This window comes from Phenylobacterium sp., assembly GCF_041691455.1.
Lineage (GTDB): Bacteria > Pseudomonadota > Alphaproteobacteria > Caulobacterales > Caulobacteraceae > Phenylobacterium.
In genome coordinates, this window is the sequence record NZ_JBEPUO010000013.1 from 1 (window position 1) to 13,112 (window position 13,112).

Below are 13,112 nucleotides of genomic sequence, written 5' to 3' on the forward strand. Positions count from 1 at the left end.
GGGCCTCGGCCTGGACGCGCTGCTGGTCGCGGACCTGAGCCTGCGCCTGCTGGTCGTGCGCCGCGCGGGCGGCCTGCACCTGCTCGGCTTGTTGATGGCCCGCCTGGGTGCGCTGAGCCTCGGCCTGGACGCGCTGCTGGTCGCGGGCCTGAGCCTGCGCCTGCTCGTCGTGCGCCGCGCGGGCGGCCGGCGCCTGCTGGGCCTGCTGGCGGCCCGTCTGGACACGCTGAGCCTCGGCCTGGGCGCGCTGCCGATCGTTCGCCTGAGCCTGCCGCTGGCGCTGAGCGTCGTTGACCGCCCGGGTCTGCGCCTCCGCCTGCAGGCGTTGCTGGTCTCGGCCCTGCGCCTGGGCGGCCTGTTGACGTTGGGCCTCGGCCTGGGCGCGGGCCTGCTCCTGCGCCTGGATCTGCCCCTGGACCTGTGGCGGGCGGCCCTGGGCGTCGACTTCGCGGCGAGGCTCGGCTTGCGGACCCTGGCGTTGCGGCGCGGCCGCGGCGGCGATCGCCGGCGCGACGCGGGCGGCGTAGGCCTGGCGCTGGGCGCGCTCGCGGTCGAATGCGATCTGGCGCTGCTGCGGCTGCGGCTGGGCCGCGCTTTGGTCGCGCCAGCGGCGCCAGTCGTCGTTGCGCTGCCGCTCGGCGGCCCACTGGCGCTGCGGGGCCAGGACCACGTCGCGATGCGTCCGCCAGTCGGCGGCGTAGGCGGCCTGGCGCTGCTGGTGGATGGCGGCGTAGTGCAGCCGCTGCGCGCGGACGAAATAGCGGGCCGCATAGTCGATCAGATCGGCGCCATAGCCGGAATAGGGCCGGCCATGGCTGTCGTAGACGCCAACCAGCTCGCCGTCGTCGTAGGCGTAGGAATAGTCGGTGTCGCGGATCAGGAACGGGCGGTCGCTGCCGTCGCGGTAGAAGTACTCGCGGATTCCATAGGGGGTCTGCTCGACCACGCGGTATTCGCCGCCGCTGGAGCGCCAGACCCAGGGGCGCTCGCCGTCATAGTCCACCGTGTAGTCGGGCGGGCTGTCGGCGAAGGCGTCGCCGAGGTCGTAGGCGGCGTCCACATAGCTGTAGAGCGGCCGGGGCGGCCTGGCCGCGCGGCGCAACACCGGCGCGGGCGGAAGCTGGTTGGCGGCCGGCGCAACAATCTCGGGCGGCGGCGGGGCCTCGGCCAGGGGCAGGCTGGCGATCGGCGCGCCGGCGACGAGCGCGGCCGGTTTCCGGTCGCACGCGGCGAGCAGCAGGCTCGCGGCGGCGGCGGTCAGGAGAAGGCTGCGGTAGGACATGGGGCTAAAACCCTTCGGCAATCGTCGCTGTTCCAATCGGGCCGGCGAACATGGCCCACCGGACATGAACGGCGACGGACGGGCCTGTTCAGGCCTTACTCTGGCCACCCGCGTCAGGTCTTCTGGGGGCTGGCCAAGGGAGTATCACCATGGCGGACGTGCATTACGGCGTGGTCCAGCAGGACGGCGCCTGGACGATCATCGGCGAGAGCCTGCACTTCGGCTCCTACAAGACGCGCTGGAGCGCCGAACGCGCCGCGCGGCGGCTGGCCCGGAAATCCGGCGGCCTCCCCGTCCAGCTCCACGTACAGGACGAAACCGGCGTGCTCATGCCGCCCGCGCGGCTGGTCTCGGAGGACTGACGCGGCGGGCCACCCGCGCCCATGCCGGCTCCCACTTGACGGTGAATATCACAGGCGTAATATATTACGTATGTGAGATGGGAGTGCGCCATGGTCATCCGTCAGGTCCTGCCCTTCGATTTCGAACCCCGCAGCGGACGGCGACTGCCGCCGCACATCCGCATGGCGATCGGCGCCTCGCTGGCGCTGCACGCGGCGGGGGTCGTCTACCTGGCCTATGCGAAGTTCAATCCGCCGCCCCCGCCGCCGGTGTTCGCCGACCCGATCACTGTCGGGCCGATGGTCAAGCTGCCCAGGCCGGACCTTCCGCCGCCGCCGCCCGCGCCGCGTGTCCCCATCCACGAGACGACGATCTTCGATCCGCCCCCGCTGGCGCCGCTTCCGGTCCCGCCGCAGCTCGATCCGCCGCGCGAGCTGAAGCCGGCCGACCCCATTCCGCAGATCACCGCGACGGCCGGCGAGACGGCGCCTCAGACCCACACAATCGGCACCCCCAGCTGGCTTCGCCGGCCGACCGGCGAGGAGATGGCCAACGTCTATCCCGAGGGCGCGCTGCGCCATGAGCTCGGCGGCTCGGCGACACTGGCCTGCCTGGTCGCGGCGAGCGGCACGGTCCACGACTGCCGGGTCGACGGCGAGACCCCGGCCGGCGCCGGCTTCGGCCCCGCTGCGCTCAAGCTCGCGCGCTTCTTCCGCATGAACCCGCAGACGATGGACGGGCGGCCCGTGGACGGGGCCAGCGTCAACATCCCGATCCGCTTCAACCTGAAGTGAGGCGCGCTCAGTAGCTCTTCGGCAAGCCCAGCACCCGCTCGGCGATGAAGTTGAAGATCATCTCGCGGCTGACCGGAGCGATGCGCGGGATCATCGCCTCGCGGAAGTAGCGCTCGACGTCATATTCCTTGGCGTAGCCCATGCCGCCGTGGGTCAGGACCGCGGCCTCGCAGGCGCGGAAACCGGCCTCGCCGCCCAGGTACTTGGCGGCGTTGGCCTCCGCCCCGCATTCGCGCCCGGCGTCGTAGAGGGCGGCGGCCTTGAAGGCCATCAGATTGGCGGCCTCCAGCTCGGCCCAGCAGCGGGCCAGCGGGTGGGCGACCCCCTGGTTCTGGCCGATCGGGCGGCCGAACACGACCCGCTCCTTGGCATAGCCGGCGGCGCGCTTCAGCGCCGCGCGGCCCAGGCCCACGGCCTCCGCGCCGATCAGGATCCGCTCCGGGTTCAGCCCCTCCAGCAGGTAGTAGAAGCCCCTGCCCTCCTCGCCGACCAGGGCGTCGGCCGGAACCTGCAGGTCGTCGATGAAGACGGCGTTCGATTCCACGGCCTTGCGGCCCATCTTGGCGATCGGGGTCGCCTGGATCTTCTCGCGGTCGAAGTCGACGTAGAACAGGCTGATGCCGTCGGTGGCCTTCTTCACCTCCGCCCGCGGCGTGGTGCGGGCCACGATCAGCATCTTGGTCGCCCGCTGGGCCATGGTGGTCCACATCTTCCGGCCGCGGATGACGTAGCCGTCGTTGGTGCGCGCGGCCTGCGTCGTCAGGCTGGTCGTGTCGAGCCCGGCGTCCGGTTCGGTGACGCCGAAGCACATCTTGTCCTCGCCCGAGATCAGGCGCGGGATCAGCTTCTGTTTCTGCTCAGGCGTCCCGAACTTCACCAGCGGCATGGGCCCGAAGATGTTGAGGTGCAGCGCGCTCGCGCCCGAAAACCCTGCGCCGCTCTCGGCCACCGCTTGCATGGCGATGGCGGCCTCGGTGACGCCCAGGCCCGAACCGCCCAGCTCGACCGGCATGGCCGCGCCCAGCCAGCCGGCCGCAGCCATCGCGGCGACGAAATCCTCGGGGAACTCGCCGGTCTCATCGGTGCGCCGCCAGTAGTCTGCGTCGAAGCGCGCGCAGAGCCGCAAGACCCCCTCACGGATCGCCTCCTGCTCGTCGCTGAACCAGAAGCCGTTCATCGCGCCGTCTTCCCCGTGCCGCCTGACGCGAATCTCGCCGGATCAAGCCGCGCCGCATAGGGGCCAGGATCACGCCCGGTCACGCAAGCCGTCACGAGCTTGGCGGCCAGGGGCGCGAGCAGCCATCCGTTGCGCCGCGCGCCCACCGCCAGGATCACGCCGGCCGTCCGCGACAAACCGACCATGGGCAACCCGTCGGGCGTCGCGGCCCTGACACCCGCCGAAACGCCGAAGGTCGCCCCGGCGAGCCCCGGGAGCAGAACGCCGGCCGCGCGGACCAGGGGCTCGAGGGCCGCCCGGTCGATGCGGGTATCGCAGAGGCCAGGCTCCATGGTGGCCCCGACCGCCAGGCCGTCGCGCCCCGGCACGGCGTAGGCGCCCTCGCCGCGCAGGCTCATCCGCCCGCCGCGCACATCGGAGAAGCGCAGGATCTGGCCCTTGATCGGCGAGAGGCGCGAAAGTTCCGGGGCGACCTCGGCGAGACCGTGAGCGGCGCCGGTGGCGATCACCAGCCAGTCGGCGTCGGTTCGCTCCCGCACGGCCTCGCCGCGGAATTCCACGCCCGCCGCCTCGGCCTCGCGCCGCAGGGCGCTGAGCGCCGGCCCGGGCTCCAGCCGCCAGTCCTCCCGCACCAGCAAGGCCTGAAGGCCAGGAGCCACGCCGGGCGCCAGGTCCTCCAGCAGGCCCCGCGGCAGGTCCGGGCCCCGGAGGCCCAGCCGCATCAGCCGCGCGCGGACCTCGCTCAGCCAGGCGGGCGACCCCGCCGCCACCGTTCCCGACCGGTCGATCCCGATCCCGGTCCGCGCGGCAAGTCCCGGCCAGAGGTTGCGGGCCGCCAGCAGGAGATCGAGGTCGCCGGCCGTCTCGGCGTCCAGCGCCGCCTCGAACGCAGGCGCCAGCATGCCCGCCGCCACGGCCGAAGCGCTCGGGCTCTCCGTCGGGTCCCAGACACTGACCGAACAGCCGGCGTCGGCCAGGGCGAGGGCCGCGCTGAGGCCCAAAGCGCCCGCGCCTGCGACGATCACCTGGGGTCCCGGGCTCATGGCCCTAACGAGCCGCCCAGACCGGGAAAATCAAGCGGAACCCGGCGCGGGCGAAGGGGTTAAGCCGCCAGAGGGGGGCGTGGGCTCCCATGTTGATTCACGGAGCTGCGTCATGGTCACCGCCACCCAATCCGCCTCGAAGAAGAAGGCCCCCGCAAAGTCGACCGCCAGCCGCGGACCCGACGCGGTCGCCCTTCTGAAGGCCGACCACCGCGCGGTCGAGAAGCTGTTCGGCCAGTTCGAAAAGGCCCGTGACGCCGATCGCAAGAAGGCGCTGGCCGACAAGATCTGCCTGGAGCTGCGCGTGCACATGCAGATCGAGGAGGAAATCTTCTACCCGACCAGCCGCGAATATCTGAAGGACGAGGACATCGTCGACGAGGCCGTGGTCGAGCACGCGGCGGCCAAGGACCTGATGGGCGAGATCGCGGGCATGCAGCCCGGCGAGGACCTCTACGACGCGAAGATGACCGTGCTGCAGGAGCAGATCGAGCACCACGTCGAGGAGGAGGAGACCGAGTACTTCCCGAAGGTCAAGAAGACCGACATGGACTTGAAGGCGGTCGGCGCCCGAATGCAGACCCGCAAGGACGAGCTGATGGCCCAGATGGACACCGCCCAGGGCAAGGCGGTCCAGTAGGCCTCTACGAAAACGCCCGCCGGAATCCGGCGGGCGTTGACGTCCGGTGGTTTGGGTTCGCCTATTCCGCCGCGATGCTGACGGGACGGGCGCGGTCCTTGAAGTTGATCTCCTGGAGGTACTTGATCCCCTCCTCGGCGATGTCGTCGCCGACCATCTTGTCGCCCTCGGCGCGCAGCTCCTCCATGTCGACATAGGTCGCGTAGAAGGCCCGTGTCCGCTCGGTGATCAGGCCCGCGTTGTTCAGCGTCTTGATCAGCACCCGGAAGATGTTGGTCTGGCTCTTCAACCGCTCGCGGCGCGCCTCGTCGTTCTGGATGATCTCGCGCACCCCCTCCAGCACCTTGTCCGGATCGAGGCCGAAGTCGCGGTAGACCTGAGCCTGCTGGATCGGCGAGCCCAGGTTGAAGAGCAGGCTCTGGAAGCAGTGGGCCGCCCAGTCCTCGACCGTCTCACGCTCTTCCTGGCTCATCTTCGGGATCGTGCGGTCGGCCCAGATCTTCCCGAACTTGTGGTGGAAGGCCTCGTCGGTCATCACCAGCTGGAAGAGCTTCCGGGCCAGGGGATCGCGGTTGTACTGGAAGCTGGTGGCGAAGGCGCCCATGGCCAGGCCCTCGACCAGCATCTGCATGCCGATGATCTTCTTGTAGACCTCGGGCGCGGAGATGATGTCGACGAGGAGCTGCTGCAGCACGACGCCGCAGGGCCGCGGCCGGCCCCAGCGGGCCTTGATGTAGCGGGCGAAGGCGGTGACGTGGCGCGCCTCTTCGCGGGTCTGGTTGGCGGCATATTCCTGCGCGCCCTGGTCCTTCAGCACATGGCAGAGCGAGGCCGAGAGGTTCAGCGCGCCCTGCTCGCCGTGCAGGATCGAGGAGAATTGCCAGAGCGTCATCTCGTTGATGAACTTGGCCTTCTGGCCGGTCTTCTCAAGATGCTCGAGGACATAGGGCACGCCCAGGCTGACCACCTGGTCGTCGGGCAGCAGGGCGTCGTTCTCCATGTCCCAGGGGGCGGAGAAGTCGATGTATTTCGGGTCGAGCGGATCCCAGAAGTGGTCGTGTGTCGCCGAGATGATCTTGTCGAAGGCGGTCGAGCGCGCGCCATAACGGTCGAGCTCCAGCATGGACTCGAAATCGTCGGGCGCGACGGCGTCGTAGAGGATATCCTTGGTGATGTTGCCGTCGGCCATCTGATGTGTCCTCCCTGGGGCAATCCATAAGAGAACATCAAAGCGCTAACTGAACAATGATCTCTTACGTCACAGTCCGCCTCGAAGAGCACCCGCGCGGCCGCGTCGCCTTCGTCGAGATCGACAATCAAAAGAAGCTCAACAGCCTCTCGTCGGAGGTGATGGAGCAGTTCGTCGAGGTGTTCCGCCATCTGTCGGCGGACCCCGCCCTGCGCGCGGTGGTGCTGCGCGGCGCGGGCGGCAAGGCCTTCATCGGCGGAGCCAACATCGACGAAATGGCCGCGGTCGACAGCCCCGAGGCCGGGCGGGCCTTCATCCTGAAGGTGCACGGCTGCTGCCAGGCGATCCGCGACCTGCCGGCGCCGGTGATCGCCGCGGTCGACGGCTGGTGCCTGGGCGCGGGCCTCGAAGTGGCGGCCGCCTGCGACATGCGCCTCTGCTCCGATCAGGCGCGGTTCGGCATGCCGGAGGTGCGCCTCGGTATCCCCTCGGTCGTCGAGGCCGCCCTCCTCCCGTCGCTGATCGGCTGGGGCCGCACGCGCCGAATCCTGATGACCGGCGAGATCTTCGGCGCCAATGAGGCTCTGGCCTGGGGCCTTGTCGAGGAGGTCTATCTGCAGGCCGCGCTGGAATTGGCCGTCCATGATCTCCTCGAGAAGCTGCTGGAGGCCGAGCCTCGGGCCGTGCGGCTGCAGAAGGCGCTGATCCAGCGGTGGGAGGAGCTGCCGATGAGCCGGGCCATCGCCGCCGGCGTCGACGCCTTCGAGGACGCCTGGACGACCGAGGAGCCCAGGGCGTCCATGGCCCGATATCTCGCCGATCGGGCCGCCGCCCGACGCTGAGGGTCAGACGACGGGGTGCGCCTCGCCCCAGCCCTGATGCCATTCCGGCTCGCCCGCATACCGCGCCGCCAGGAAGTCCACGAAGGCGCGGACCTTGGCCGCCAGGTGGCGGGCGTGCGGATAGACCGCGTGCACATGGATCAGCTGCGGTTCGTAGGCGCAGAGCAGCGGGACGAGCCGCCCGGCCCGCAGGTCGTCGGCCGCGGCGAAGGCTGGGGTGCGGATGATCCCCAAGCCCCGGCGGCCGGCGGCCACGCAGGCGTCGGCGCCGCCGAACCGCAGGCGGCCGTGCACGCGCACCTCGGTCCGGTCGTTGGGGCTGCCATAGAGCCAGATGGTCGGATCACGCACATTGGTGTCGAGGATCGCCTCGTGCCGGGTGAGATCCTCAGGCGTCGCCGGCGTCCCCGCCGCGTGCAGGTAGGTCGGCGAGGCGCAGGTCACCATGCGCACGGCCGCGAGCTTGCGCGCGATCACCGAGGAATCGGCGAGGTCGCCGATCCGCACGCCGACATCGAAGCCCTCCTCCACCAGATTGACCATGCGGTCGGTCGAGGAGACGTCGAGCGAGACCTCCGGATAGGCCGCGGCGAAGTCCAGCAAAGCCGGGGTCAGCTGGCTCGCACCGAAGGAGACGGGCGCGGAGATCTTCAACAGGCCCCGCGGCCCGCTCTGGTCGCGCACCGAGCCCTCGAGGGCCTCGAAGTCCTCCAGCAGGCTGCGCGCGCGCTCCAGGTAAGCCCGGCCGGTGTCGGTGAGCGAGACGTCGCGCGTCGTGCGGTTCAGCAGGCGTGCGCCCAGCCGGTTCTCCAGGCGCGCAACCAACTTGGATACCTGGGCGCTGGACACCCCGAGACGGCGAGCGCCTTGCGTGAAACTGCGCGCGTCCGCGACAGCCGCGAAGGCGCTGATCTCGTCGAAGCGGTCCATGGCGATTAGTTCCTCAGCGGAAACATACTTATGCGGAGGAGCCGGATTATCAACGATGGAGCGTGGGTCCATCTCTCGGTCAACAAGGCACAGGAGCTTGAGACATGGCCCAATCCCGCACCGTCGCCGTCGTGGTCGGCAGCCTCCGCAAGGAGTCGTTCAGCCGTAAGCTCGCCAAGGCGATCGCCGCGGTCGCACCGCCCCACCTCACCTTCGACTTCGTCGACATCGGCCAGCTGCAGCACTTCAACCAGGACCTCGAAGCGACCCCGACAGCGGAGTGGACGGCCTTCCGCGAGAGCATCAAGGCGGCCGACGCGGTGCTGTTCGTGACGCCCGAATACAATCGCGGGCTCCCGGGCGTGCTGAAGAACGCCATCGACGTGGGATCGCGGCCCTATGGCGCGAGCGTCTGGAACGGCAAGCCCGCGGCGGTCGTCAGCAATTCGCCCGGCGCGATCGGGGGTTTCGGCGCCTATCACCAACTTCGCCAGTCGCTGGTCTTCCTCAATGTGCCGACGGTGAACCAGCCCGAGACCTATGTCGGCGGCGTGGCCGAGCTCTTCGACGCCAACGGCGAGCTGATCAACGAAAGCACCGCCGAGTTCCTGACCGGCTTCGGCCAGACCTTCGCGGACGCCATCGAGAGGCATCTGAGCTGATCGCCATGACGCTTCCCACCCTGTTCATCCCGCACGGCGCCGGCCCCTGCTTCTTCATGGACTGGACCCGCGGTCCCGCCGACACCTGGGATAAGACCGCCGCCTGGCTGAAGGGTCTCGTCGCGGCCCTGCCCGAGCGGCCGAAGGCGATCCTGATGATCTCCGGCCACTGGGAAGAACCGGTGTTCACCGTGGGCTCCTCGCCCGCGCCGCCGATGCTCTTCGACTACTACGGCTTCCCGGAGGAGACCTACCGGCTGAGGTTCGACGCGCCCGGATCGCCGGCGCTGGCCCAGCGCGTGCGCGACCTGTTGGGCGCGGCAGGCTTTGCGACCGCGGAGGATGCCGAGCGCGGCTATGACCATGGCGTCTTCGTGCCGCTGAAGCTGGCCACGCCCGACGCCGACATCCCGGTCGTCCAGCTCTCCCTGCGCGGCGACCTCGACCCCGAGGCGCACCTGGCCGCCGGCCGGGCCCTCGCGCCGTTGCGCGACGAAGGCGTGCTGATCGTCGGCTCCGGCATGAGCTGGCACAACATGCGTGGCTTCTCGCCGGCCTTCACCGCCAAGTCGGAGGTCTTCGACGCCTGGCTCGCCGACGCGCTCGCCGATCCGGCCCGCCGCGAGCAGGCGATCCGCCACTGGGACCAGGGGCCCTACGCCCGCGAAGCCCATCCGCGCGAAGAGCACCTCGCGCCGCTGTTCGTGGCGGCCGGCGCGGCCGAGGACGAGCCTGGGCGCGTGGTCTTCCGCGATGTCGCGATGGACGTGGCGATCAGCGGCTACGAATTCGGCGCGCCGAGCTAGATCCGCTCCCCCCGAGCGGGCGGGCGTTCTCCTGACGGTGTTTCACACACCCGCCGTCGGGAGGGCGTCCGCGTTCGCGTTCAGGCCGCGGCGGTCGCCTGGTCGTCGATCGCCTGGCCGGCCAACGACTTTTCGAGGGCGGACTGGATGACCGCGTAGAGACGGCCGGCCTCGATCGGCTTGGCCACGAAGTCGTCCATGCCGGCCTGCATGTATTCGGTGACCTGGTGGGCCATGGCATTGGCGGTGAGCGCCACGATCGGCGTGCGCGTCCGGCCCTCGGCCCCCTCGCGGGCGCGGATGACCCCGGTGGCGGTGGGGCCGTCCATCTCCGGCATCTGCACGTCCATCAGGATCAGGTCCCAGGGCTCGGCGGCCCAGGCCGCGACCGCTTCACGGCCATTGCCGACGATGACCGGTGTGACCCCCACCTGCTCCAGGAGGGTGCGCAGCACGAGCTGGTTCATGCCGTTGTCCTCGGCGGCCAGGACCCGGAGCGAGACGCCTTCGATCGGGGCTGTGGGTTGCGCCGACGGCGGCGCGAGCTTGGCCGGCGCGGCGGCGATCCTGGCCAGCGGCAGTTCGACCGTGAAGGCCGCCCCGGCGCCAAGCGTGCTCTCGGCCCTGATCGTCCCGCCCATCAGTTCGGCCAGGTCGCGGCAGATCGCCAGCCCCAGGCCGGTGCCGCCGTAGCGCCGGGTGGTCGAGGCGTCCGCCTGTTCGAATTTCTGGAAGAGGCCCGCGAGCTTGTCGGGCGCCACGCCGATGCCGGTGTCGGTTACGCTGAGGACGAGGCGCTTGGCCTTGCGGGTCACGGCCACCTTCACCCCGCCGGTCTCGGTGAACTTGAGCGCGTTGGAGACCAGGTTGTAGAGGATCTGACGCACCCGGACGCTGTCGCCGCGATAGACGCCGCGGGCGCCGCGCTCGACCTTGAGCTCGAAGGCCAGCCCCTTGGCCTGGGCGGTGGCGGCGAAGGCGCCGAGCGCGCCTCGGGAGAGTTCGGCGATGTCGAACTCCGCCTGTTCCAGCTCCAGCTTGCCGGCCTCGATCTTCGAAAGGTCGAGCACGTCGTTGAGGATGGCCAGCAGGCTCTCGCCGGACTGGCGTATCACGTCCAGCCGCTCGCGCTGGTGGCTAGCGAGCTCGCCCATGGCCATGGCCTGGGCCATGCCCAGCACCCCGTTCAGCGGCGTGCGGATCTCGTGGCTCATGGTGGCCAGGAAGGCGCTCTTGGCGCGCGTAGCGCTTTCCGCCTCGTCCTTGGCCTGGACCAGGGCGCGTTCGGCCGCCTTGCGTTCGGTGATGTTCTGCAGGGCCCCGATCATCCGCAGGGGCAGCCCCTCTTCGTCGGTGAGGTAGCGCACCGCGCCCTGCACCCAGACCTCCCGGTCGTCGGAGCGGCGGACGCGGTATTCCGGACGGTAGGGAACGCCTTCGGCTTCGTGCCGCGCCCAGGCGGCCTGTGTCGCCGGCAGGTCGCGCTCGTCGATGGTGGACCAGATGTCCGCCGCGAGCTGGCCGTAGGTCGACGGCTCGGTGAAGAAGGCGCCCTCCGCCCCGACCTTGATCAGCTCCTGGCGGCGGTAGTCGAGCTCCCAGACGTGGATGTCGGCGATTTCCATCGCCAGCCGCAGCCGCTCTTCGGATCGCTCGGTGCGCTCCAGCGCTTCGACCATCTCGGTCACGTCGTGCGAGGTGATGATCAGGCCGCCGATCTCGCCGCCGGCGGCGCGCCAGGGCGTCAGCTCAACCTGCAACCAGATGACCGAGCCGTCGGCGCGCTTGAACTCCACGCGGTCGGCGCGGACGGATTCGCCGGCCAGGCAGCTGTCGTAGACCGAGCGCCACTTCCCATAGGTCTCCGGGAAGATATCGTAGAGCGAGCGGCCGATGACCTCGCGGCCGACCAGCTGGCGGCTCTCGATCCAGCGGGGGCTGGCCGAGACCACCCGCATCTCGCGGTCGGTCATCAGCAGCGACAGGGGCGCGGTCTGGATGATCTGGGCGACCATCCGCTGGGCCACATCGCTCTCACGGCGCGCCGCCTCGCGGGCCAGCTTCGACTGGATGCGGCTCCATTCGTCGGCCACGAAGTCGGCGAGGTCCTGCAGCCGCTCGGCGAGCTCGGCGTCATAGGCGCGCGCCTTGGGGCCGGCGACGGCCAGCACGCCGGGGATCGTGCCATCCTCCAGGCGGATCGGGGCGGCGACATAGAGACGGGCGTAGGGCGGGCCGGTGACCCTGGGCCGGTCACGGAACCGCGGGTCCTGGCTCGCGTCGGCCAGCCAGAAGAGACGCCCTTCCTCGACGGCGATCCGCGCGACCGGGGCGTCCTTGGGCAGGCGGCCCTCGGGATCGGTGCTGCGCCAGGTCTCGCCGTCGCCCACCAGCACCACCGAGGCCTCGACGTCGGCAAACAGCGTCCTGGCGAGACGCCGCGCCCGGTCGAACACCGGCCCGGAATGCTCAAGGCCGTTCGGCATGTTCAGGCGACTTGCGCCGGCCATTCATCCCCCCCGGGATGCGAGTTCGTCGTCATTGGCGGAGTTGTCGCCCACCGGAGTTAAGAAAGGCCTCTAGGAGCCTCCCCGGCGAGGCGTTCCCGCAACCATGTGGTGCAGCACGATCCCGCTCGCGGTCGCCACGTTGAGGGAGTCGAAGCCGCCGGCCATTTCGATCCGCACGGTCCTGGCGCAGGCCAGCACTGCATCCGGCAGTCCGGGGCCCTCGGCGCCGAACAGGATCGCCGTGTGCGCGGCGGGGACGAGGTCCGCGAGATCGGTCTCGCCTTTCGGAGAAAGCGCCACGACGGAGAAGCCGGCCGCCTGCAGCCGCGCGGCGAGCGCCGCGGCCTCCCCGCCGCGGGCGAAGGGCGTCGTCAGCGCCGCTCCCACCGAGACCCGGATCGCCTTGCGGTAAAGCGGATCGCAGCAGCCGTCGTCGAGCAGCACCGCGTCGGCCCCGAAGGCCGCGGCGTTGCGGAACAGGCCGCCCATGTTGTCGTGGTTTGCGATGCCGACCAGGCCCAGCACCAGCGCCCGCGCCGGCAGGACCGCCAGCAGGGTCTCCAAGTCCGGCTCGGCCCGGGTTCCGGCCGCGAGGACGCCGCGATGGATCGAGAACCCCACCACCGCGTCCATCACCGCCTGGCTGGCCGCATAGACCGGCGCGCCCGGCGGCAATCGCGCCAATAGCGGCTCCAGGGCCGCAACCCGCTTGTCCGCGACCAGGACGGAGCCGATCGGATGGCGGCCGGCCGCGATCAGCTTTTCCAGCACCACCACGCCTTCGGCGATGAAGCCGCCTCGACGGCCGACCAGGTCGCGCTCGCGCACCTCGCGATAGTCGGCGAGCCGCGGATCGTCGGGGTCTTCGATAGCGATGGCGGCGGTCATGCGAGGC

The 13,112-nt window shown here is 70.3% G+C and carries 13 protein-coding genes; 6 read left to right on the forward strand and 7 right to left on the reverse strand.

What is annotated here, in order from left to right; all coding sequences use genetic code 11:
* Positions 1-1,282: hypothetical protein (locus tag ACESMY_RS15090; protein ID WP_372785431.1), on the reverse strand; the 1,282-nt coding region annotated here is incomplete at its 3' end.
* 149 nt (positions 1,283-1,431) lie between these two features.
* Between ACESMY_RS15090 and ACESMY_RS15095 the strand changes: the two genes are divergently transcribed.
* Positions 1,432-1,644 (forward strand): hypothetical protein, encoded by a 213-nt coding sequence (locus tag ACESMY_RS15095; RefSeq protein ID WP_372785432.1) that lies wholly within the window; start codon positions 1,432-1,434, stop codon positions 1,642-1,644.
* Between the two features lie 90 nt (positions 1,645-1,734).
* Positions 1,735-2,418, forward strand: a complete 684-nt coding sequence (locus ACESMY_RS15100; protein WP_372785433.1) for an energy transducer TonB — start codon at positions 1,735-1,737, stop codon at positions 2,416-2,418.
* A 7-nt stretch (positions 2,419-2,425) separates the two neighbouring features.
* Here ACESMY_RS15100 and ACESMY_RS15105 read toward each other — a convergent pair whose 3' ends face one another.
* Complete coding sequence (locus ACESMY_RS15105; RefSeq protein WP_372785434.1) at positions 2,426-3,595, reverse strand: acyl-CoA dehydrogenase family protein; 1,170 nt, start codon at positions 3,593-3,595, stop codon at positions 2,426-2,428.
* Positions 3,592-4,638 carry an NAD(P)/FAD-dependent oxidoreductase gene (locus ACESMY_RS15110; RefSeq protein WP_372785435.1) on the reverse strand — a complete coding sequence of 349 codons (1,047 nt, stop codon included), beginning with the start codon at positions 4,636-4,638 and terminating at the stop codon, positions 3,592-3,594. Before ACESMY_RS15110 ends, ACESMY_RS15105 begins: the two co-directional genes overlap by 4 nt.
* Before the next feature lie 112 nt (positions 4,639-4,750).
* Between ACESMY_RS15110 and ACESMY_RS15115 the strand changes: the two genes are divergently transcribed.
* Positions 4,751-5,278 carry a hemerythrin domain-containing protein gene (locus tag ACESMY_RS15115; protein ID WP_372785436.1) on the forward strand — a complete coding sequence of 176 codons (528 nt, stop codon included), beginning with the start codon at positions 4,751-4,753 and terminating at the stop codon, positions 5,276-5,278.
* A 61-nt stretch (positions 5,279-5,339) separates the two neighbouring features.
* On the opposite strand, the gene ACESMY_RS15120 is transcribed toward ACESMY_RS15115, so the two are convergent.
* A complete protein-coding gene (locus ACESMY_RS15120; RefSeq protein ID WP_372785437.1) occupies positions 5,340-6,467 on the reverse strand; it encodes a ferritin-like domain-containing protein in 1,128 nt (375 codons plus the stop codon).
* A 56-nt stretch (positions 6,468-6,523) separates the two neighbouring features.
* Here ACESMY_RS15120 and ACESMY_RS15125 point away from each other — a divergent pair, with 56 nt between their 5' ends.
* A complete protein-coding gene (locus ACESMY_RS15125; protein ID WP_372785438.1) occupies positions 6,524-7,309 on the forward strand; it encodes an enoyl-CoA hydratase in 786 nt (261 codons plus the stop codon).
* 3 nt (positions 7,310-7,312) lie between these two features.
* On the opposite strand, the gene ACESMY_RS15130 is transcribed toward ACESMY_RS15125, so the two are convergent.
* Positions 7,313-8,239 carry a LysR substrate-binding domain-containing protein gene (locus ACESMY_RS15130; RefSeq protein ID WP_372785439.1) on the reverse strand — a complete coding sequence of 309 codons (927 nt, stop codon included), beginning with the start codon at positions 8,237-8,239 and terminating at the stop codon, positions 7,313-7,315.
* 104 nt (positions 8,240-8,343) lie between these two features.
* On the opposite strand from ACESMY_RS15130, the gene ACESMY_RS15135 reads away from it, so the two are divergent.
* The gene (locus tag ACESMY_RS15135; protein WP_372785440.1) at positions 8,344-8,901 is read left to right on the forward strand and encodes an NADPH-dependent FMN reductase; all 558 of its coding nucleotides are present in this window, start codon (positions 8,344-8,346) and stop codon (positions 8,899-8,901) included.
* Between the two features lie 5 nt (positions 8,902-8,906).
* Complete coding sequence (locus ACESMY_RS15140) at positions 8,907-9,707, forward strand: class III extradiol ring-cleavage dioxygenase (RefSeq protein ID WP_372785441.1); 801 nt, start codon at positions 8,907-8,909, stop codon at positions 9,705-9,707.
* A gap of 80 nt (positions 9,708-9,787) precedes the next feature.
* On the opposite strand, the gene ACESMY_RS15145 is transcribed toward ACESMY_RS15140, so the two are convergent.
* Both ACESMY_RS15145 and ACESMY_RS15150 read right to left on the reverse strand, forming a co-directional pair.
* The gene (locus ACESMY_RS15145; RefSeq protein ID WP_372785442.1) at positions 9,788-12,217 is read right to left on the reverse strand and encodes an ATP-binding protein; all 2,430 of its coding nucleotides are present in this window, start codon (positions 12,215-12,217) and stop codon (positions 9,788-9,790) included.
* Between the two features lie 69 nt (positions 12,218-12,286).
* A complete protein-coding gene (locus ACESMY_RS15150) occupies positions 12,287-13,105 on the reverse strand; it encodes a TrmH family RNA methyltransferase (RefSeq protein ID WP_372785443.1) in 819 nt (272 codons plus the stop codon).
* Between the last annotated feature and the right edge of the window lie 7 nt (positions 13,106-13,112).

What these genes read in the sequence shown, in the direction of transcription:
- ACESMY_RS15095 (WP_372785432.1), top strand. Translation starts at nt 1,432, where the DNA reads ATGGCGGACGTGCATTACGGCGTGGTCCAGCAGGACGGCGCCTGGACG.
- ACESMY_RS15100 (WP_372785433.1), top strand. Translation starts at nt 1,735, where the DNA reads ATGGTCATCCGTCAGGTCCTGCCCTTCGATTTCGAACCCCGCAGCGGA.
- ACESMY_RS15105 (WP_372785434.1), bottom strand. Translation starts at nt 3,595, where the DNA reads ATGAACGGCTTCTGGTTCAGCGACGAGCAGGAGGCGATCCGTGAGGGG.
- ACESMY_RS15110 (WP_372785435.1), bottom strand. Translation starts at nt 4,638, where the DNA reads ATGAGCCCGGGACCCCAGGTGATCGTCGCAGGCGCGGGCGCTTTGGGC.
- ACESMY_RS15115 (WP_372785436.1), top strand. Translation starts at nt 4,751, where the DNA reads ATGGTCACCGCCACCCAATCCGCCTCGAAGAAGAAGGCCCCCGCAAAG.
- ACESMY_RS15120 (WP_372785437.1), bottom strand. Translation starts at nt 6,467, where the DNA reads ATGGCCGACGGCAACATCACCAAGGATATCCTCTACGACGCCGTCGCG.
- ACESMY_RS15125 (WP_372785438.1), top strand. Translation starts at nt 6,524, where the DNA reads ATGATCTCTTACGTCACAGTCCGCCTCGAAGAGCACCCGCGCGGCCGC.
- ACESMY_RS15130 (WP_372785439.1), bottom strand. Translation starts at nt 8,239, where the DNA reads ATGGACCGCTTCGACGAGATCAGCGCCTTCGCGGCTGTCGCGGACGCG.
- ACESMY_RS15135 (WP_372785440.1), top strand. Translation starts at nt 8,344, where the DNA reads ATGGCCCAATCCCGCACCGTCGCCGTCGTGGTCGGCAGCCTCCGCAAG.
- ACESMY_RS15140 (WP_372785441.1), top strand. Translation starts at nt 8,907, where the DNA reads ATGACGCTTCCCACCCTGTTCATCCCGCACGGCGCCGGCCCCTGCTTC.
- ACESMY_RS15145 (WP_372785442.1), bottom strand. Translation starts at nt 12,217, where the DNA reads ATGGCCGGCGCAAGTCGCCTGAACATGCCGAACGGCCTTGAGCATTCC.
- ACESMY_RS15150 (WP_372785443.1), bottom strand. Translation starts at nt 13,105, where the DNA reads ATGACCGCCGCCATCGCTATCGAAGACCCCGACGATCCGCGGCTCGCC.